This window comes from Micromonospora sp. NBC_01405 (assembly GCF_045040155.1).
Lineage (GTDB): Bacteria > Actinomycetota > Actinomycetes > Mycobacteriales > Micromonosporaceae > Micromonospora.
In genome coordinates this window covers 300,385-318,696 of record NZ_CP109532.1, presented here as the reverse complement: position 1 = coordinate 318,696, position 18,312 = coordinate 300,385, and the positions used below count along the sequence as shown (strand labels likewise).

Sequence of the window (18,312 nt, the reverse complement as noted above, 5' to 3'; positions counted from 1 at the left end):
TCGATGTCGGAGTTGAGCCGACCACGCAGCTGCGTATGTCGATGCTATCGGTCGGTGGTTTGCGTTGTCGCACTGTCTGTCTGTTGTGGTCAGTTGCAGTGCGGGCAGGCTCCCGTGCTTGTGTTGATCGATGAGATTGTGGGCTGGCGGGCGGGTCTGGATGATCTGCTGGCGCGGTTCGCGCACCGGTTCGGGCGGGCGGAGCCGCGCCGGCAGGCGCTGACCTACATGGTCGGGTTGTTGTCACCCCTGGCCAGCAAGAACGGCTGGACCCTGGCCGAGGCCGCCGGCGACGCGACGCCGGACCGGATGCAGCGGCTGCTCAACCGGTCCGCGTGGGACCCGGACGCTGTTCGTGACGACCTGTTCGCCTACGTGTCCGAGCACCTCGGTCACGACGACGGGGTCCTATCGATCGCGGTGGTGCGTCGGGGGGCAGCATCGGAGTTTGGCCAGGACTTTCCAGCCTTTGAGGGTGGCGACGGCGCGTTCGCCGAGGGCCCGGATCTTGGCGTGGTGGCGGTTGACGGTCTTCTGCCGGCTGGATAGTCGGGGTCGGTGACGGTGTCGCTTGAACGGCGTGCGGACGCTTCCGCCAGCGCCCTGGTATGCCTTGTCGGCGAACGTCATGACGTTCGCGTTGGTCAGGTCGTGGGTGCGGGCGGCTGTCAGGTCGTGTACAGCGCCAGGGAGGGCGGGCGATGCCCAGGTCAGGCGTCAGGCGCAGTCCGCGATGACCTGCACGTTCATCCCGTGGCGTTTGTGTTTGCCGGAGTAGTACGGGCGCTGGTCTGCGACCCGGTCGATCGGGGTGAGGTGCCGTCGAGAATCGCGTATGCGAGCCGGCGGATGCGGCGCATGGCCGTGTTCAGGTCCTCGGCGTGCGCTGCGAGCAGGTCGATGGCTTCCTGGACGTACCGCCAGGCCGTGGTGACGCTGACCGCGAAACCGTAGGCCAGACGGGTGATGGTGTCGCCGTTGCGGAGATGGGCCAGGGCAAGCAGGGCTTGCCGGCCGGCGTCCAGGCGCCACCACCGCCCGCGGGTGTCGCGGTGCACGGTGTCCGCGGCGCGCACGCTCTGGGAGTCGATGATCCCCGCCGTCGGCTCGGGCTGCCGGTCGTGGGCCAGGCGGACCTCCTCCCGAAGCTCGGTGAGGATCCGCTCGGTCACACCTCGCCGGTTCCACCGTTGGAAGTGGGAGTACACGGTCTGCCAGGGCGGGAAGTCGACCGGCAGGTACCGCCACGCGCACCCGGTACGCACCACGTACAGGATGCCGTCGACGATCGCCCGGCGAGGGTGCTTCTCCGGTCTGCCCATCCACTGCGGCGAGGGCAGCATCGGCTCGATGGTCTCCCACTCGGCATCGGTCAGGTCAGACGGGTACCGCCGCACTCGATCCATACCCGTCTACCGACCGAGCCAGCCCCATCGATCGGACCCACTGTGCGACACACCCGACCAGCACACATCCCAAACGCGCTCTCAGTCGTCTGCACGATGGGGTCGCGTAGTAAGTAACTCCTCCACGCTTGCCACCGAGGCCGGTCACTCCCGCCAACCTACTGACCGAGATCCTTCCGCGTTCGGGTGCGCGCTCCTTCGGCCCCGTTGCCCGCCGGGCGGGTAGCCGGGTCAGTGCCGGGTGGCCCGCCAGGCCTTCGCGCGTCGCAGGTAGCGGATGATCCCGGCCGGGCCGGTGGAGGCGGGCCAGTCGTCGGTGCGGAAGTAGGCGTCGGAGCCGCCGTCCAGGAAGATCACCGAGCCGCAGAGGAAGTCGGCGGCCGGCGACAGCATGAACGCCACCCACTCGCCGACGTCCGCCGGCTTGCCGCGTCCGCCGATCGGCACGGCCAACTGCTCGACCGACTCCTTCTCGCCCCGGGCGATCTGCTCGTCGAGCAGCGGGGTGGCGATGATGCCGGGGGCGAGGACGTTGACCCTGATGCCGGCGCCAGCCCACTGCGGCGAGATCGCGCTGCGCCGCGCCCACCGCGTCACCGCCATCTTCGAGCTGGCGTACGCGAAGGGCGCCGAGCGCTTGCCGAAGCGCCGCAGTACGCGCATGGCCCTGTCGGGGTTCCGAGCGAGCAGGGCCCGCACCACGCTCTCCGGCACCATCGGGGTGAGCGTGGTGGAGTTCGAGCCGAACACCACGACCTTGCTGTTGCCGGCTGCGGCCAGCACGGGCCGCCACGCCTCGAGCAGATCCACGACGCCGAAGAAGTTGACCTGCTGCACGACGCGGTCCCGCCCGGGGACGCCGCCGAGTCCGGCAGCGCAGACCGCGCCGTCGAGCCGGCCGCCGACGCGCTCCAGCACCTCGGCCGCCGCCGCTGCGCGCCCCGTCGGCGTGGACAGGTCGGCGATGACCTCGACGTCCCGCAGGTCCACGCCGACGACGGTGTGCCCGTCACCGCGCAGCCGCTCGGCGGCGGCCCTGCCCATGCCCGAGGCGGCACCCGTCACCGCGTACGTGCCCATGTCGGTTCCCTCCCGTCTGTCAGCAGCCGGTCGGACCCGGCCCGTTCAGTCTCGCCGGATGCTGGCGCTTGGTGGTCGCTTCGGCGTAGAAGCCGGCCTGCGGCGTGACGCCGGCCGGCGAGACCGTCAGACGGGTACGCGAAGATGCGGCCATGTCGTACACGGACGGGTTCCAAGAAGACGTGGGACGGCTGGACCGTCCACCACGATGATCTGCTGGCGGGCGCTTCGACCGTGCCCGGCACACCTATCACTGCTGACCGACCCGAAGGGATCATGGCGATGGCCAAGGTTGTCTCCACGCTGTTCATCTCGGCCGACGGGGTAGCCGAGATCGACCCCGACTGGCACCTCCCGTACTTCGACGAGAACATGGGCCGCGCCGTCGGCGAGGACTACGACACCGCCGACGTGCTGCTCATCGGCCGCGGGACCTACGGCAGCTTCGCCGGAGCCTGGCCCGACCGCGAGGCTGCGGGCGGGGACGACGCGGCGTTCGCCAAGCAGCTCGGAGACATGCGCAAGGTGGTCGTCTCGCGCCAGCGGCTGGAGTTCTCCTGGCGGAACTCCGAGCTGATCCAGGGCGATCTCGTCGAGACCGTCACCGTCCTCAAGGCCGACACCGGCATCAGGGGCATCGTCATCCCCGGGTCGATCTCCGTGGTGCGGCAACTGCTCGCCGCAGGGCTGGTCGACGAGCTGCGCCTGCTGGTGCATCCGGTGGCGGCGCGTAAGGGGCGCAAGCTCTTCGACGACGGCGACGTGCCGTACCACCTGCGGGTGGTGGCGACGGAAGCGTTCCCGACGGGCGTGATCCGCGTGAACTACTCGCCGACCCCCGCACCCGCGAAGGTCGGCTACGACGACGTGAAGGACCAGGTGCCCGCTTGAGGCGTCCCGCCATGATCGTTTGCGGATTAAGGAGACGACATGCCGGCCAAACTCTCCAAAAACAGCAGACGATCATGGCCGGTCAGGTAGCAGCCTGACGGGGGAGTGCGGTGTTGATCCGGTCCAGGCGGGCGGTGCCGCCGCGACGTGGGGGCCGGCGTCCTGCACGCCGACGATGATGCCCTGGGTCTGGAGCAGCATCACCGCCCGCTGGGACGGTGGGGACGCTCGCGGAGTAGAGCTGGGCCAGTTCGGCGTACGTGGGCAGCCTCGCCGCCGGTGGGTACCCGCCCTGTCCGATGCGGGCGTGCAGGTCGGCGGCTCTAGTTTCCGCCAGCCCATCGGGATGGTCATGGTGCTGTCTCCCGGCATTCCCACAACCCGGAAATCCGAGGAGTCACGATGCGTGAGCTTCCTGGTGAGGGCATGCCCTTCGGCCCCTGTGGAGCTGCCCCGTTTACGCTCCCGCTCTGTCGATAGCACAAACGGGGCAGCTCCAAAGGGGCCGCAAGAGGGTAGGTCGACCCGGCGGAGGTCGAGGGCGACTCCGACACGGGTTGATGATCCGGTAAGCGGGCGCGTTCCCCCAGGGCCTGCGACGGCCAGGCGGTGCCCAACTCGGCGACCGGCTTCGGCCCGGCGGGTGGCGGAGCGGCCCAACAGCCAACAGCCAACAGTCAGCCCGGATCGGATCTAAGCGGGCGGCTTCGGGGCCACGAACGATCCCTTGCCCTGGTGGACCTCGATCCAGCCCCGCTCGTCCAGGATCCGCAGGGCCAGCCTGATCGGCGTTGCGCTGGCCCTGTACTGCTCGCACAGTTCCGCGATGGACGGCAACTTTGCTCCGGGGCGCAGTGCCCCGGACTGCACCGACGCGATCACGTCGGTGATGATCTGCTCGTACACGGGTTGTCTGGGCATGGCAATGGGCCGCCTCTCGTCAGCCCATTGAGCATGCCACCCGACACAACATGCTGTGAATGTTGTGTTGACTCTGTACTCACTGCACTCTAAGTTGCGAGTAGGAGGTCCTCTCGTCAGCAGCGGAGCGCCTCTGCCCCGGGCGGGGTGGCTCCTCCCGCCACCCCGCCCTCCGCCCTGCAACCCTGAGGAGGCAGAGATGCGCGAGCGTCCGCATGACGGGCCGCTGCCGGCGGCTTACCCGGTTGCGGGTGCTCCGCCGCCGCAGCCCGACGGAGATCGGGTGCCCTGCCCGCCCCGCCCGGACCGCGCGACCCTCACCCGGCGGCAGTACGCCTACGGCCTCACGGTCGCGCTGGCCGTACTCGTGCTGCTCCTGCTCGGGGTCTTCGGGTGAGCGGGACGGGCCGGCGGTGAACGAGCTGCCGGTGGGCCGGCGGGTCGCCCAGTGGCGGTTGCGGCGGAACATGACGCAGCAGCAGTTCGCCGATCGCCTCGGCAAGTCGAAGAGCTGGGTGGACAAGGTCGAGCGCGGGGTACGCCGGCTGGAGCGGGTCTCCAACCTGCGGGAGATCGCCGAGGCGCTCCGCATCGACCTGGAGGTCCTGTTGGCGGAGCGCCCCGGGCAGCCGGACCCGGCAGCCGCCGGGCTGGAGGGGATGCGGGCCGCCCTGGCCCGGTACCACGTCGAGGCTGCGACCCGGCCGCCCGACGTCGCGGAGTTGCGCGCCCGCCTCGACCATGCGGAGCTGACCTACCGGCACGCCCGGTACCCGGAGTTGCTCGCCCGGCTGCCCGGCCTGCTCGACGCCGCCCGCGCGGCGCGGGCCGCCCGCCCCGGCCGGGCGGCCGACGACGTACTGGTCGACGTGTACGGACTGGTCGCCCTGGTGCTCGTGAAGGTCGACCAGGGGGAACTGGCCTGGCTGGCCGCCGACCGGGGGATGGCCGCCGCCGTGGCCACGCACGACCCGTGGGCGGTCGCCGTCGCCACCGTGCCGCTGGCCCAGGCCCTGCGGTACGGCGGCCGGCGACAGCCCGCGATGCAGGCCGCCGTCGTCGCCGCGTACCGCATCACCCCGCCCCGGAACGGTGACGCTCCCTCGGGCGAGGCGTCCCTGCGCGGGACGCTGCTGCTCCAGGCCGCCCTCGCCGCCGCTGGCCGGGGCAACGGGAGCGTCGCCCGGGAGTTGCTCGACCGGGCCGAGGGAGTTGCGGACGAGGGCTTCGGGCGGGCGGCGGTCGAGGCCGCCCGGGTGGTGGCCGAGGCGGCCCTCGGGGACGTCGCGGCGGCGACGGTACGGCACGAGCGGCTGACGGCCGGCGACGAGTGGCGGTGGCTGCCGCCCGAGCACCGGGCCGCGTACCTCATCGACGCCGCCCGCGCGTACGCGCAGACCGGCGACATGCTCCGGGCGGGCCGGGCGCTGCTCGACGCCGAACGCACCGCCCACGGCGAGGTGCACGACCGGCCAACGGTACGGGACCTCGTGGCCGTAGTGGCACGGTCCGCCGCCGCCCCGTCCGGCCTGGTCCGGCTCGCCGCCACCCTGCACGTCGCCTGATCCCAGCCCGGCTGCGCAGGGGGATTGGTGCGCGCTTCTTCCGCCAACCCATGCCGCCATTCTGCCCACCGTCGGGAAGAGTGGCCTGGCTGCCTCACCCCAACAGCGAGCGGTAGAGGTCGAGGGTGCGGGCGGCGATGGCGTCCCAGGAGAAGTGCGCGACGGCGCGCCGCCGCCCGGCCCGGCCCAGCTCGGCGGTCTTCACCGGATCGGCGAGCAGGGTGTTGATCGCCGCCGCCAGGTCGGCCACGAAACGGTCCTGGTCCAGCGGGGTGCCGGAGCCGTCGGCGGCCTGCTCGATGGGGACCAGCAGCCCGGTCTCGCCGTCGGCGACGACCTCGGGGATGCCGCCGGTGGCGGTGGCCACGACCGCCGTCTCGCAGGCCATCGCCTCCAGGTTGACGATGCCCATCGGCTCGTAGACCGAGGGGCAGGCGAAGACCGTGGCGTGGGTGAGCACCTGGATCACCTCGGGCTTGGGCAGCATCTCGGCCACCCAGACCACTCCGGACCGGTTCGCCCGCAGCTCGGCCACCAGGCCCTCCACCTCGGCGGCGATCTCGGGGGTGTCGGGGGCCCCGGCGAGCAGCACGAGCTGGGTGTCGGCCGGCAACTCGCGGGCCGCCCGCAGCAGGTAGGGCAGGCCCTTCTGCCGGGTGATCCGCCCCACGTACACGACGCTCGGGCGGGTCGGGTCGATGCCGAGCCGGTCCAGCACGTCGGTGCCGGTGTCCGGGGCGTACTGGAGGGTGTCGATGCCGTTGTGGAGCACCCACACCCGGTCCGGGTCCACCGCCGGGTACGCCGCCAGCACGTCCGCGCGCATCCCCGCGCTCACGGCGACGATGGCGTCGGCCGCCTCGTACGCCGTGCGCTCGCACCAGGAGGACAGCGCGTAGCCGCCGCCGAGCTGCTCGGCCTTCCACGGCCGCAGCGGCTCCAGGCTGTGCGCGGTGACCACGTGCGGGACGCCGTGCAGCAGCTTCGCGGTGTGCCCGGCGAGGTTGGCGTACCAGGTGTGGCTGTGCACCACGTCGGCCCCGGCGCACCCGGCGGCCATCTCCAGGTCGACGCCCATGGTGCGCAGCGCGGCGTTCGCGCCGGCCAGGCCGGCCGGCTCGGCGTACGCGGTGACGCCCGGCTCGGTGCGCGCCGCTCCGAAGCAGTGCACCCGCACGTCGGCGAGTCGGCGCAGCTCCCGGGCGAGGTACTCGACGTGCACCCCGGCCCCGCCGTACACCTCCGGCGGGTACTCGCGGGTGAGCAGATCGACGCGGAGTGTTCCCGTGGCCGGGGCGGAGTCGGTCATGCCCGCACCCTAGTGCAGCCGTCCGAGTGGTGAAGTGGCACGCGGGTGGTTAGCGTCTGGTCATGGCTGACAAGGTGCTCGCGATCGTCCTGGCCGGTGGGGAAGGCAAGCGCCTGATGCCGCTCACCACGGACCGGGCCAAACCGGCCGTCCCGTTCGGCGGGATGTACCGCATGGTCGACTTCGTCCTGTCCAACCTCGCCAACGCCGGCTTCCTCAAGATCGTTGTGCTGACCCAGTACAAGTCCCACTCACTGGACCGGCACATCACCAAGACATGGCGGATGTCGACGCTGCTCGGCAACTACGTCACGCCGGTGCCGGCGCAGCAGCGGCGCGGGCCGTGGTGGTTCGCCGGGTCGGCCGACGCCATCTACCAGAGCTTCAACCTCGTCCACGACGAGCAGCCGGACTACGTGATCGTCTTCGGCGCGGACCACATCTACCGGATGGACCCCCGGCAGATGGTGGACGACCACATCGCCTCCGGCGCCGGGGTGACCGTCGCGGGCATCCGTCAGCCGCTCTCGATGGCCGACCAGTTCGGCGTGATCGAGGTCGGCGAGGACGGCCGGCGCATCCGGGCGTTCCGGGAGAAGCCCACCGACGCGGCCGGGCTGCCCGACGCGCCGGACCAGGTCTACGCCTCGATGGGCAACTACGTGTTCACCACGAAGGCCCTCCTGGAGGCCGTCGAGCGGGACGCGGAGGACAAGACCAGCAAGCACGACATGGGCGGCAGCATCATCCCGATGATGGTCGAACGGGGCGAGGCGAACGTCTACGACTTCCGCGACAACGAGGTGCCCGGCAGCACCGACCGCGACCTCGGCTACTGGCGGGACGTGGGGACGCTCGACTCGTTCTACGACGCGCACATGGACCTGATCAACGTGCACCCGGTGTTCAACCTCTACAACTTCGAGTGGCCCATCTACACCGATCAGCCGCCGTACCCGCCGGCGAAGTTCGTCCACCAGTGGGGCGAGCGGGTCGGCCGGGCCGTGGCGTCGATGGTGTCGCCCGGCGCGGTGATCTCCGGCGGCCTGGTGGAGAACTCGATCGTCTCGCCGAAGGTCAAGGTGCACTCCTGGGCGCACGTCGACGGCGCGGTGCTGATGGAGGGGGTCGAGATCGGCCGGCACGCCGTGGTCCGCCGCGCCATCCTGGACAAGAACGTCATCGTCCCCGAGGGGGCCGAGATCGGTGTCGACCTGGAGAAGGACCGGCAGCGCTACACCGTCTCCGACAACGGCATCGTGGTGATCGGCAAGGGCCAGCGGGTCGAGCCCTGAGTCACGTGTGATCCCGGCCGTCTCCGGGAAAGAGTCAGCGTCCGTCCCGTCCCTGGAGGTTGCGCAGTGGCCCACCCCCGTGCCGGTCAGCCCGCCGAGCCCGCCGACCTGGTCGACGTGCCCCGGCTGGTCACCGCCTACTACGCCGAGCACCCCGATCCGGACGACCCGACGCAGCAGGTGTCCTTCGGCACCTCCGGGCACCGGGGGTCGAGCCTGCGCAACGCGTTCAACTCCGACCACATCCTCGCCGTCACCCAGGCGCTCTGCGACTACCGCCGGGAGCAGGGCCTCGACGGTCCGCTCTTCCTCGGCCGGGACACCCACGCGCTGTCCGCCCCGGCGGCCGTCGACGCGTTGGAGGTGCTCGCCGCCAACGGGGTCACCGTGCTGCTGGACAGCCGCGACGGCTACACCCCCACCCCGGCGGTGTCGCACGCCATCCTCACCCACAACCGGGGCCGCACCTCCGGCCTGGCCGACGGCATCGTGATCACCCCGTCGCACAACCCGCCCGACGACGGCGGGTTCAAGTACAACCCGACCAACGGCGGTCCGGCGGACACGGACGTCACGAAGTGGATCCAGGACCGGGCGAACGCGATCCTCGCCGCCGGGCTCAAGGAGGTGCAGCGCATCCCGTACGCGCGGGCCCGCGCCGCCGACACCACCGGTGGGTACGACTTCCTCGCCCGCTACGTCGACGACCTGCCCGCCGTGGTCGACCTCGACGCCGTCCGGGACGCCGGGGTACGCATCGGCGCCGACCCGCTCGGCGGGGCCAGCGTGGCGTACTGGGGGGAGATCGCGCAGCGGCACCGCCTCGACCTCACGGTGATCAACCCGACGGTCGACCCGACGTGGCGGTTCATGACCCTCGACGGCGACGGCAAGATCAGGATGGACTGCTCGTCGCCGAACGCGATGGCGTCGCTGATCGCGGCCCGCGCCGACTACCAGGTCTCCACCGGCAACGACGCCGACGCCGACCGGCACGGCATCGTCACCCCCGACGGTGGCCTGATGAACCCCAACCACTTCCTGGCGGTGGCGATCGGCCACCTGTTCCGCACCCGGTCGCAGTGGGGCCCGGCCGCCGCCGTCGGCAAGACCCTGGTCTCCTCCTCGATGATCGACCGGGTCGCCGCCGACCTGGGTCGGCCGCTGCTGGAGGTGCCGGTCGGGTTCAAGTGGTTCGTGCCGGGCCTGCTCGACGGGTCCGTCGGCTTCGGTGGCGAGGAGAGCGCGGGGGCGTCCTTCCTGCGTCGTGACGGGAGCACCTGGACCACCGACAAGGACGGCATCCTGCTCTGCCTGCTCGCCTCGGAGATCATCGCGACCACGCAGAAGACGCCCAGCCAGCACTGGGCCGAGCTGGCCGAGCGGTTCGGCGCACCCGCGTACGCCCGGATCGACGCCCCGGCGAGCCGGCAGGAGAAGGCGGTGCTCGCCAAGCTCTCCCCGGACCAGGTGACCGCGACCGAGCTGGCCGGCGAGCCGATCACCGCGACGCTGACCACCGCCCCGGGTAACGGCGCGGCGATCGGCGGGCTCAAGGTGACCACCGCGTCCGGCTGGTTCGCCGCCCGCCCCTCCGGCACCGAGGACGTCTACAAGATCTACGCCGAGTCCTTCCAGGGCCCCGACCACCTGGCCCGGATCCAGCAGGAGGCGCGGGAGCTGGTCTCGGCGGTGCTCAGCCGGGCGTGACTGGCCGCAGCATCCTGGTGAACCGGGCGAAGCCCTCGGCGTCCCGCCCGTCCCGGACGGCCCAGGCCCGGGTGGCGCCGAGCGGCCCGGCGAGCGCCGTGGCGAGCCCGCCGGCCTCCGGGCCGGCGGGCACCCGCAGCGTCGGGCCGACCGCCCGGACGGTGACCGGGCCACCGGCGGTGAGCACCCGCAGGTCGCCGAAGCCGTAGGCGGCGCGGTGGGCGGCGAAGGCCGGCCAGTCGGCGAAGCGGAGTCCGGGGCCGGCCCCCGCGGCGATCGGCACCTCCGCCCAGGAGCTGTGCGACCGGCTGGCGAAGCCGAAGCGCCGGTACAGCCGCCGGGCGCCGGCGTTGTCGCGCGACACGTCCAGGGCCAGCGCGGCGCACCGCAGCCGGCGGGCCAGCCGCAGGCCGTCGGCCAGCAGCGCGCCGCCCAGGCCCGACCCGCGTACCCCCTGGGCCACCGCGATCCCGTTGAGCAGCAACTGCCGCCCGAGCCACCGCCAGTCCGCCACGGCCAGCACGTTCGTGCCGTCCCGGACGCAGCGCAGCAGGACGGTGCGGGAGCCGGCCGGAGGGGCCAGCGCGGCGGACAGGAACGCGGCGTACCCGGGCGCGTGGTACGGCACCAGCCCCGCGCAGTCGGCCGGGATCGCCTCGGCCAGCAGCCGAGTGACCGGGCCCAGCGCCGGGTCGGTGGGTCCGTCGAGGGCGGTGACCCCGGCGGTGATCCCGGCGGGGGCGGTCAGGACGGCAGGCACGTGAGCTGCCGCTCCTGGTCGAGGTCCAGCATGTGCGCGGACGGGTCGAGGACGACGCCGGTGCCCCGCAGCACCTTCCCGACCGTGCGGGCCAGGATCCACAGGTCCAGCCGCAGCGACCACTCGTCGACGTAGCGGGTGTCCAGGGCGAGCCGGTCGTCCCAGGCGAGGGTGTTGCGCCCGCTGATCTGTTGCAGGCCGGTCAGCCCGGGCGGCATGAGGAAGCGGCACCGCTCCCGGTCGGTGTACCAGGGGTCGTAGCGGGGCAGCAGGGGCCGCGGGCCGACCAGGCTGAGGTCCCCGCGCAGGACGTTCCAGAGCTGGGGCAGCTCGTCGATGCTGAGTCGACGCAGGACGGGACCGACCCCCCGGCAGCGGACCCCGTCGGGCAGCAGGGCGCCCTCGGCGTCGCGCTCGTCGGTCATCGTCCGCAGCTTGTAGATCCGGAACCGCCGCCCGTGCCGGCCGGTCCGGACCTGGCTGAAGCACACGGGCGGGCCGAACTGGGCCAGCACGAGCAGCGCGGCGACCGCCACGACCGGCGCGGTGAGCACCAGCACGGCCAGCGCCAGCAGTACGTCGACGGCGCGCTTGACCCGCAGTTGGGCGGGCGAGGGACGCCCGCTCACCGGGCGGTTCCCGATCCCCGTGGTGTCGCCAGCTCCCGGCGAACGTTCACGTTCCGACCTCCCAGGACTCGGCGGTGAACAGCCCGAATCGTGTTTCTACCAGCCTTGGGAGGCTTTCATGTGATGTTTCCGATTTCCGGTGTCATGCCGCTTCCCGGCACCGGCCGCGCGGCGGCGTGTCGACCCCCGGCACGCCGGGCGGACGTGCGGGTGCGCCGGCGGCATCCCACCACCGGCGCACCCGACACCCGGTCAGCGGCGCCCGGCGCCGCGCGACGTCACCGGCGGGAGCCGCCGAGCAGGTGGGTCAACGACCGGGCCACCAGATCGTTGCGGGCCGCCGGGGCCAGCCCCTCCAGGCCGAAGCCGAAGTAGACGGTGTCCGGGGTGACCACCGCCGCCCCCTCCTCGAAGGCCTGCTGGCTGCGCGACCAGTCGTTCGCCCCCGGCGCGGAGCCGGGCGGCGGGCCGGCCACCGTCCAGCCGCCCAGGTCGGCGGCCTCGAACGAGGTCTCGCTGACCGTGGCGCCGTCGACGATCACCCGGGCGTCGTCGAGGAAGACGCCGAGCCCCTGGGTGCCCCAGTCGGAGACGTACGAGATGGAGACCTCGACCTTCTTGCCCGCGTACGCCGACAGGTCGACCGCGAACTCCTGCCAGCCGCCGGACGCGCCGGTGGCCGCGTTCCAACTCCCGGTGCTGCCCGTCGGGGAGCAGTCGGTGCCCTGGTAGTGGGCCAGGAACGGGTGCAGCTCGTTCGCCCAGCCGGCCTCGCAGCTCTCGCCGGTGGCGGTGCCGGTGTGCCCGTTGGCGTCCGGCAGGGTGGTCCAGTCGTCGCTGCCCACCTCGTGCGCCTCGACGGTCAGGAAGTCCCAGTTCTCCTCGATGTCGTAGGAGGTGAAGAAGCGGAGCTGGGCACTGCCGGCCGAGGTGAGGTCGACGGTCCGGGTGAGCCGCTTGTACGACTCGTCGGCCCGGCCGCTGTACAGGTACCACGCGCCGGTGCGCGGGTCGAACGGCGCGCTGCCCGGGCGGACCCAGTCCACCGTGGCCGCCCCGCCGAACTGCGGGAACTCGTCCGGCGGCAGGAAGCTCGACGTGGTCAGGAACGACGCGGTGTGGTCCTGGTTGCCGGCCGAGCCCTCGGCGTTGAGCCGGCCGGCGAACCCGGCGAAGGCCCCGGCGGACCCCTGGACCGGGTACGGCGTCCCGTCGGCGTCGCCGCCCCCGCCGCTGACGTACGTGTACGCCCCCAGCCAGTACTGCTGGAAGTCGTTGAGCACCGGCAGGCAGGTGGCGTCGTCCGGGTCGGTGCACTCCGGCGGGGCGTCCGGGCGGTACAGGTAGGAGCCGTTCGCGGCCTGGGCGAACAGCGCGTACTTGCCGCTGACCAGCACCTTGCCGCCCTCGTTGAGGTAGTCGCGCACCGCCAGTTCGGTGGTGAGCGCGGCCTCGGCCGTGGTGCCGCCCACCTGACCGGGGGCGCGCAGGATCACGTCGTCGCCGGTCTCCCAGACCACCGCCCGGTAGTGCGACAGCACGCCCAGCGGGTGCGGCGCGCGGCGGCCCATCGCGTCGAAGTCGTACACGTCGCTGCTGCGCCCGGCGGCGCTCAGCGCGCCGGCGACCTCGTCGGCGTACTTCGCCGTGGTGGCGTCCTGGACGGGGCTCAGCCCGGTCACGTCCTCCATCGCGAGGACCAGCACGTCCCCGCCGACGTCGGTGTGTACCCGGTAGGTGAACCGCTCGCTGGCCACCGGGCCCTTGCGGGGCTTGACCCCGGTGAACCAGACCTCGACCCGGTCGCCGGGTCTCGTGCCGGTCACCGTGCCGCGCTGCTCGGCGTACCAGACGTTGTTGGTGTCCCCGTACCGCTCGCCGCCGCGCCACTCGCGGACCTTGACCGTCTTCGGCCGGCCGCCGTTGACCACGTAGTGCATCCGCACGTCGCGCAGTGCCCGGCGGGCGATCGTGGCCACCTGCTGGGTCCGCCCGTACGAGGTGTCGAAGGCGTCCACCACGAAGTCCGGGGTGCTGCGGCCGCCCACCGACACCGGCTCGTCCGGGTCGGCCGCCGACTTCGCCACGGCGAGGGCGAACGGCAGGTTCTTGGCCACCTCGGCGGAGATCAGCTTCTCGTCGTCGGGGAAGACGAAGCCGCTGACGCAGTCCTCCGGCCGCCACTGGTCGTCCGGGTCGACGGCGGAGGCCGTCTCGCAGGTGGACATCTCCGGGGTGAAGCCGAGCGTGCCGTAGCGGACCTGGGCGTGCGAGTCGGTGTCGCCGTTGGTGGTGTACAGCTCGGCGGAGAGGTCCGGGTCGTAGCCGGGCACCGCCGGGTTAGCGTCGTCGCCGGCCATCGCCTGGTAGATCACGTCATCGGGGGTGGGGGTGCTCACCTGCCAGCCGGCGCCGTAGAGCAGCAGTTGGGCCGCCGAGTGGTAGTTGACGAAGAACTCGAAGCCGACCCGCCGGAACAGCCGGTCCAGCGCCTTCGTCTCCGGCTCAGAGCCGGCGGCGGTGCCCCGGTAGGTGTCGCTGTTCGGCTCCGGCGAGGAGCCCTCGTTGTCGTAGCCCCACCGGTAGCCGAAGTTGCGGTTCAGGTCGACGCCGTCGGCGGTGGTGATCCGCCCGTCGCCGTCGTTGTCCCGCAGGTTCTTGCGCCACAGCCGGTTGCCGGGGGTGAACGTGTGGTCGTAGCCGTCGGGGTTGGCCACCGGCAGGAACCACAGCTCGGTGGTGTTCAGCAGCCGGGTGATCCCGGCGTCCGTGCCGTAGTTGTCGAGCACGTGGTGCAGCAGCCGGCGGGTCATCTCCGGGGTGATCCACTCCCGGGCGTGCTGGCTGCTGGCGTACAGCACCGCCGGGCGCTTGCCGTCCGGCACCGTCCGGGCGTCCCGGGTGACCTTGACCGCGAGGATCGGCTTGCCCTGCACCGTGCGGCCGATGGTCTCCACCTTGGCCAGCTTCGGGAAGCGCGCGGCGGTGGCCGTCAGCTCGTCGCGGATGCCGCCGGCCTCGCTGTACGACCGGAACGCCGACCACCCGGAGGCGGCCTGCTCGCGCAGGGCCTGGGAGGCGTCCCGGCCGTGCACCCGCTTCACGGCCAGCCGGACGCCCTGGCCGGCGAGCCGGTCCGCCTGCCGCCGGCTCAGCACCGTCTCCACGCGGGTGGCCCCGGCTCCGTCGGTGCCGCGCTGGTCGTGGCCGAGGTCGACCCCGGCCGCCCGCAGCTTCTCCCGCTGCTCCGGCGTGACCGTGCCGACGTACACCTCCAGGCCGTCGCGGCCGGCGGGGTCCGACGGTGGCCGTGCGCCCGCCGGTGGGGTGAGCGCCAGCGCGCCGACCAGTGTCAACACGCCGGCCATCGCCAGCCGTGCCTTCTTCATCCGCGCTCCTCAAGTGTGCAGGGACCTGTAGCGCGAGCCTTCTGGGGTGCGCCATCCATGTCAATGCCTCGATGGGTTGGATTCGGTCATTGGCTCCGCCGAAGCCGGTACGGGTCACCGGCCGAGGTGGCGCAGGATCGCCGCGCAGAACACCGCCTCCACGTCACACCGCTCCGCAACGCGCGCCCAGGCCCCGTCCCGCCGGACGTGGTAGTGGGTGGACTCTTCCGCGGTGACGGTGCCGAAGTGCAGGCACTGGAACTCGATAAGGTGGAACTCGGTGCCGTCGAAACCGATGTCGAGGGAGACCAGCGGCGTGTCGATCATCTCGGCCGCCCGCTCGGCGTAGTCGAGCAGGGCGTCCCGATCGACGCCCCCGGTGTCCTGGAAGTCGAAGTCACCGCTGCCGCTCGCCCGGAAGTCCCCGGGCCGGTTGCGGCGATACAGGGTGTAGTACCGGTCGCCCATCCGTAGGACCTTGAAGTCGCCGGACAGCCCCGGGACGAACTCCTGGACGAGGAACTTCCGGCGGTGCAGCGACCGAGGATGGTGTTCCCGCCGCAGCAGGCGCCGGGCGTGTTCGCGGACGGTCTCGCCCGGGCTGCCGGCCCGGCTCATCGCGTGGGCGAGGCGCAGCAGTTCGGCCCGGTCGGCCGCCCGCGCCACGTAGTCTGAGCCGGCTCCGTACGCCGACTTGATCACCTTGGGCCACCGCCCGTCCAGGGTCGACCGCTCCAACTCCTCGTACGTGCCGAAGCTGCGGGTGCCCAGCCGGGCCGCCTCCTTCGGGAAGAGTTGACCGCGCAGCGCCTCCATCAGGACCTTGTTGTGGTGCGCCCGCAGGTACCGGTGCGGCGGGACGGTGTGGGCCCCGGCCGTCTCCAGGGCCAGCACGAGGTCCTCGATCCAGCTCTTGTAGAGCAGGTCGGGATCCTCGGACGAGGTGTAGAGCACGGGCACCCCGTGCAGGTCGGCGGCGAGGTTCAGGTCCGCGAACCCGGTCACCTCCACCCGGCAGCCGGCCCGCTCGAACTGCCGCACCACCCGGCCGACGTCCATGCTGCACAGCCCGTGCCGGGTGCGTGCCGTCGAATAGAAGGCGCCTCGGTAGTCCGTGAGGATCAGGATCTTCGTCATGTCGTTGCTCCGTACGGGGACTGGGGCGGATGGCGGGCGGCCGCCGCGACGGTGGACGGGTTCGGGTTGAACGGTCACTGGGGGTCACCCGGGGCGGCGACCGTCGTTGCACCGGACAGCGGGCCGGACTGGGACGGGAGCGGGTGGTGAGGATGCTTCGTGCGCTGTTGGCATCGGTGCGGGACCGGCGGGTGGCCGACCGGTGTGTGATCCGGGAGGCCTACGGTGTGCCGGCGCGCTGACCGTGCCGCCGCCGGGCGGGGGCGGGCCTGATGCGGCTGTCGGCCAGCCGTCCCGGCCCGGTTCTCGGCGGGCTGGCCCGTGCTCTCGACCGGCTCTGGACCCTCGGCTCCCGGGCCCGGCGGGCGGTGCGCGGCCTGGCGGTGGCCGGCCGGTTCGCCGCCCGGGGGGACGGCTTCGTCTTCGACCCGGACGGCGTCTACACGTACGAGACGATCGAGGTGGGCCGCAACGTCGACCTGGGACACCGGCCGGTCCTCATCGCCGCCCGGTCCCGGATCCGGATCGGCGACAACGTCATGTTCGGGCCGCAGGTCACGATCCGGGGCGGCAACCACCGGGTGGACCGGGTCGGCGTGCCGATGACCGTCGTGGGCAAGCAACCCGGCGACGAGGACCTGGACCGGGGCGTGACCATCGGCGACGACGTCTGGGTCGGCACCCGGGCCGTCATCCTGCACGGCGTGACGGTGGGTCGGGGCGCGGTCGTCGGGGCCGGTGCGGTGGTGACCCGCCCGGTGCCGCCGTACGCGATCGTCGCCGGCAACCCGGCGCGGGTGATCCGGTTGCGGTGGCCGGTGGCGACGATCGCCGCGCACGAGCGCGCGCTCTACCCGCCCGCTCACCGGCTGACCCCGGAGGAACTGGCCGCGCTGGCGGACCTCGCCGGTGCCCCGTCGGGGGCGGCCCCCGGGCCGGCGACGAACGCGCTGACGACCGGGGCCCACAACCGGTAGTCGAAGGAACCGGCCCGTTCCCGGGCGGCCCGGCTCATCGCCCGCCAGGCGGCGTCGTCGAGGGCCAGGGCGCGGGCCAGCCCGTTCCGGACGTCGTCGGCCGTGGGCCCGGCGAGCACCAGCCCCTCCCGGCCGTCCACGACGTACCGTCCCAGGTCGCTGGTGGAGTTCAGCAGCACCGGGCACCCGGCGGCGAGGCTCTCCGGCACCTTCGAGGGGAAGCCCGCCTGCGCGTACCCGGCCAGGGGCCGGACCAGCACGGAGAAGTGCGACCGGCGCAGCTCCGCCAGCACCCGGTCGCGGGGCACCCGGCCGAGGAAGGTGATCCGGTCGGCCAGCTCCGTGAGCAGGCCCTCGTCGAGGTCCGACAGGCTCGCCGCCCGGTCCCGGTCGAAGCCGGCGATCACCAGGTGGACCCGGTCCCGCTCGGCCCGGGGCAGCCCTCGCACGCCCGCCAGCACCACCGACAGCAGGTCCTTCGGCCCTGCCGAGCCGGCGTAGAGCAGCCGGACCCCCTCGGCGAGCGGGGGAGGCGCGGCCGGCGCGCTGTGCTCGGCGAGGTCGACCTGCGGCGGCACGACCAGGGTCGGCCGGTCACACCGGACGAAGTGCCCGGCGATCGTCTCGGACACGGCGATCACCCGGTCGGCGAGCCGGCCGGCCAGGAACAGGCTCCACCGGTGCCGCAGGAAGTAGGGGGTGAGCCGGCCCCGGGGGAACTGCTCCGGGTCGTGGCGTTCGAGCACGTCCACCGTCACCGGGCAGCGCGTCGCGGACCGAAACACCGCCCAGGTGGTGAGATCCCACAGGCTCAGCGGCAGGTAGACGCCGGTCAGGTCGCGGGGCCGTACCCCGGCCCGCCGCAGCGCTGTCAGTACCCGCAGCGGCCGGGCGCGTCGGCGCAGCCAGCGCGCCAGCGGCCCGTGGGCGCCGCCGCCGAGGGAGATCAGCCGTACGCCCGGCGGCAGGGGCGGATCGGCGGGCGGCCGGGTCCCGTCGTCCGGCCAGTCGTTGACCACGAGGGTGGGCGTGCCGGGCGGGGTGGCGGACCGGGCCAACTGGAGCAGCCGGTTCGAGATCGCGTCGCCGTGCGGGAACCGGAAGGCCGCGAGTGCGAGCAGCCGTGGCGGCGTGGCACATGGCGGCGGGGCGGCGTCCTCTGCAGGTGATGTCGGCATATTCCCCATCTTTGCGTGTCTGCGGCTTGTGCCCGATAGATCGGTTTAGTGTAGGCACTCCGGCG

15 protein-coding genes and 2 pseudogenes are annotated in these 18,312 nt (G+C 72.6%); 7 read left to right on the top strand and 10 right to left on the bottom strand.

The features are described from left to right. Positions 1–3: 3 nt before the first annotated feature. A complete protein-coding gene (locus tag OG559_RS01490) occupies positions 4–549 on the top strand; it encodes a transposase (RefSeq protein WP_405111401.1) in 546 nt (181 codons plus the stop codon). On the opposite strand, the pseudogene OG559_RS01485 reads toward OG559_RS01490, so the two are convergent. The 3 genes and pseudogenes from OG559_RS01485 to OG559_RS01475 all read right to left on the bottom strand — a co-directional run. After that, positions 433–1,052 (bottom strand): annotated as a pseudogene (locus OG559_RS01485) (transposase family protein); the annotation flags it as partial. The gene OG559_RS01490 and the pseudogene OG559_RS01485 sit on opposite strands and share 117 nt — an antisense overlap. Before the next feature lie 54 nt (positions 1,053–1,106). Continuing rightward, positions 1,107–1,406: pseudogene (locus OG559_RS01480) on the bottom strand (transposase); the annotation flags it as partial. Positions 1,407–1,637: 231 nt separating this feature from the next. Continuing rightward, entirely contained in the window at positions 1,638–2,486 is an 849-nt protein-coding gene (locus OG559_RS01475; RefSeq protein ID WP_405111398.1) for an SDR family oxidoreductase, read from the bottom strand. Between the two features lie 282 nt (positions 2,487–2,768). Here OG559_RS01475 and OG559_RS01470 point away from each other — a divergent pair, with 282 nt between their 5' ends. Further along, the gene (locus OG559_RS01470) at positions 2,769–3,377 is read left to right on the top strand and encodes a dihydrofolate reductase family protein (RefSeq protein WP_405111395.1); all 609 of its coding nucleotides are present in this window, start codon (positions 2,769–2,771) and stop codon (positions 3,375–3,377) included. Between the two features lie 693 nt (positions 3,378–4,070). Here OG559_RS01470 and OG559_RS01465 read toward each other — a convergent pair. After that, the gene (locus OG559_RS01465; RefSeq protein ID WP_405111392.1) at positions 4,071–4,298 is read right to left on the bottom strand and encodes a winged helix-turn-helix domain-containing protein; all 228 of its coding nucleotides are present in this window, start codon (positions 4,296–4,298) and stop codon (positions 4,071–4,073) included. Positions 4,299–4,497: 199 nt separating this feature from the next. Here OG559_RS01465 and OG559_RS01460 point away from each other — a divergent pair, with 199 nt between their 5' ends. Continuing rightward, positions 4,498–4,695, top strand: coding sequence for a hypothetical protein (locus tag OG559_RS01460; protein WP_405111389.1), 198 nt, complete (start codon positions 4,498–4,500; stop codon positions 4,693–4,695). A gap of 16 nt (positions 4,696–4,711) precedes the next feature. Continuing rightward, positions 4,712–5,863 carry a helix-turn-helix domain-containing protein gene (locus tag OG559_RS01455; protein ID WP_405111386.1) on the top strand — a complete coding sequence of 384 codons (1,152 nt, stop codon included), beginning with the start codon at positions 4,712–4,714 and terminating at the stop codon, positions 5,861–5,863. Between the two features lie 94 nt (positions 5,864–5,957). Here the strand turns inward: OG559_RS01455 and glgA are convergent, their stop codons facing one another. After that, positions 5,958–7,172, bottom strand: coding sequence for a glycogen synthase (gene glgA, locus OG559_RS01450; protein WP_405111383.1), 1,215 nt, complete (start codon positions 7,170–7,172; stop codon positions 5,958–5,960). 62 nt (positions 7,173–7,234) lie between these two features. Here glgA and glgC point away from each other — a divergent pair, with 62 nt between their 5' ends. Both glgC and pgm read left to right on the top strand, forming a co-directional pair. Then, entirely contained in the window at positions 7,235–8,467 is a 1,233-nt protein-coding gene (gene glgC, locus OG559_RS01445) for a glucose-1-phosphate adenylyltransferase (RefSeq protein WP_405111380.1), read from the top strand. A gap of 66 nt (positions 8,468–8,533) precedes the next feature. Continuing rightward, complete coding sequence (gene pgm / locus OG559_RS01440) at positions 8,534–10,177, top strand: phosphoglucomutase (alpha-D-glucose-1,6-bisphosphate-dependent) (RefSeq protein ID WP_405111377.1); 1,644 nt, start codon at positions 8,534–8,536, stop codon at positions 10,175–10,177. Here the strand turns inward: pgm and OG559_RS01435 are convergent. The 4 genes from OG559_RS01435 to OG559_RS01420 form a co-directional block, all read right to left on the bottom strand. Then, entirely contained in the window at positions 10,164–10,937 is a 774-nt protein-coding gene (locus tag OG559_RS01435) for a GNAT family N-acetyltransferase (RefSeq protein ID WP_405111374.1), read from the bottom strand. The two genes, pgm and OG559_RS01435, sit on opposite strands and share 14 nt — an antisense overlap. After that, a complete protein-coding gene (locus tag OG559_RS01430) occupies positions 10,922–11,566 on the bottom strand; it encodes a sugar transferase (protein ID WP_405111371.1) in 645 nt (214 codons plus the stop codon). Before OG559_RS01430 ends, OG559_RS01435 begins: the two co-directional genes overlap by 16 nt. 278 nt (positions 11,567–11,844) lie before the next feature. Beyond that, on the bottom strand, positions 11,845–14,955 hold the full coding sequence (locus OG559_RS01425; RefSeq protein WP_405111368.1) for a M14 family zinc carboxypeptidase: 3,111 nt from the start codon (positions 14,953–14,955) through the stop codon (positions 11,845–11,847). A 114-nt stretch (positions 14,956–15,069) separates the two neighbouring features. Further along, positions 15,070–16,092, bottom strand: a complete 1,023-nt coding sequence (locus OG559_RS01420) for a RimK family alpha-L-glutamate ligase (RefSeq protein WP_405111365.1) — start codon at positions 16,090–16,092, stop codon at positions 15,070–15,072. Positions 16,093–16,364: 272 nt separating this feature from the next. On the opposite strand from OG559_RS01420, the gene OG559_RS01415 reads away from it, so the two are divergent. Continuing rightward, positions 16,365–17,069 carry an acyltransferase gene (locus tag OG559_RS01415; RefSeq protein ID WP_405111362.1) on the top strand — a complete coding sequence of 235 codons (705 nt, stop codon included), beginning with the start codon at positions 16,365–16,367 and terminating at the stop codon, positions 17,067–17,069. On the opposite strand, the gene OG559_RS01410 is transcribed toward OG559_RS01415, so the two are convergent. Further along, entirely contained in the window at positions 16,955–18,247 is a 1,293-nt protein-coding gene (locus OG559_RS01410) for a glycosyltransferase (protein ID WP_405111359.1), read from the bottom strand. The genes OG559_RS01415 and OG559_RS01410 overlap by 115 nt on opposite strands. Between the last annotated feature and the right edge of the window lie 65 nt (positions 18,248–18,312).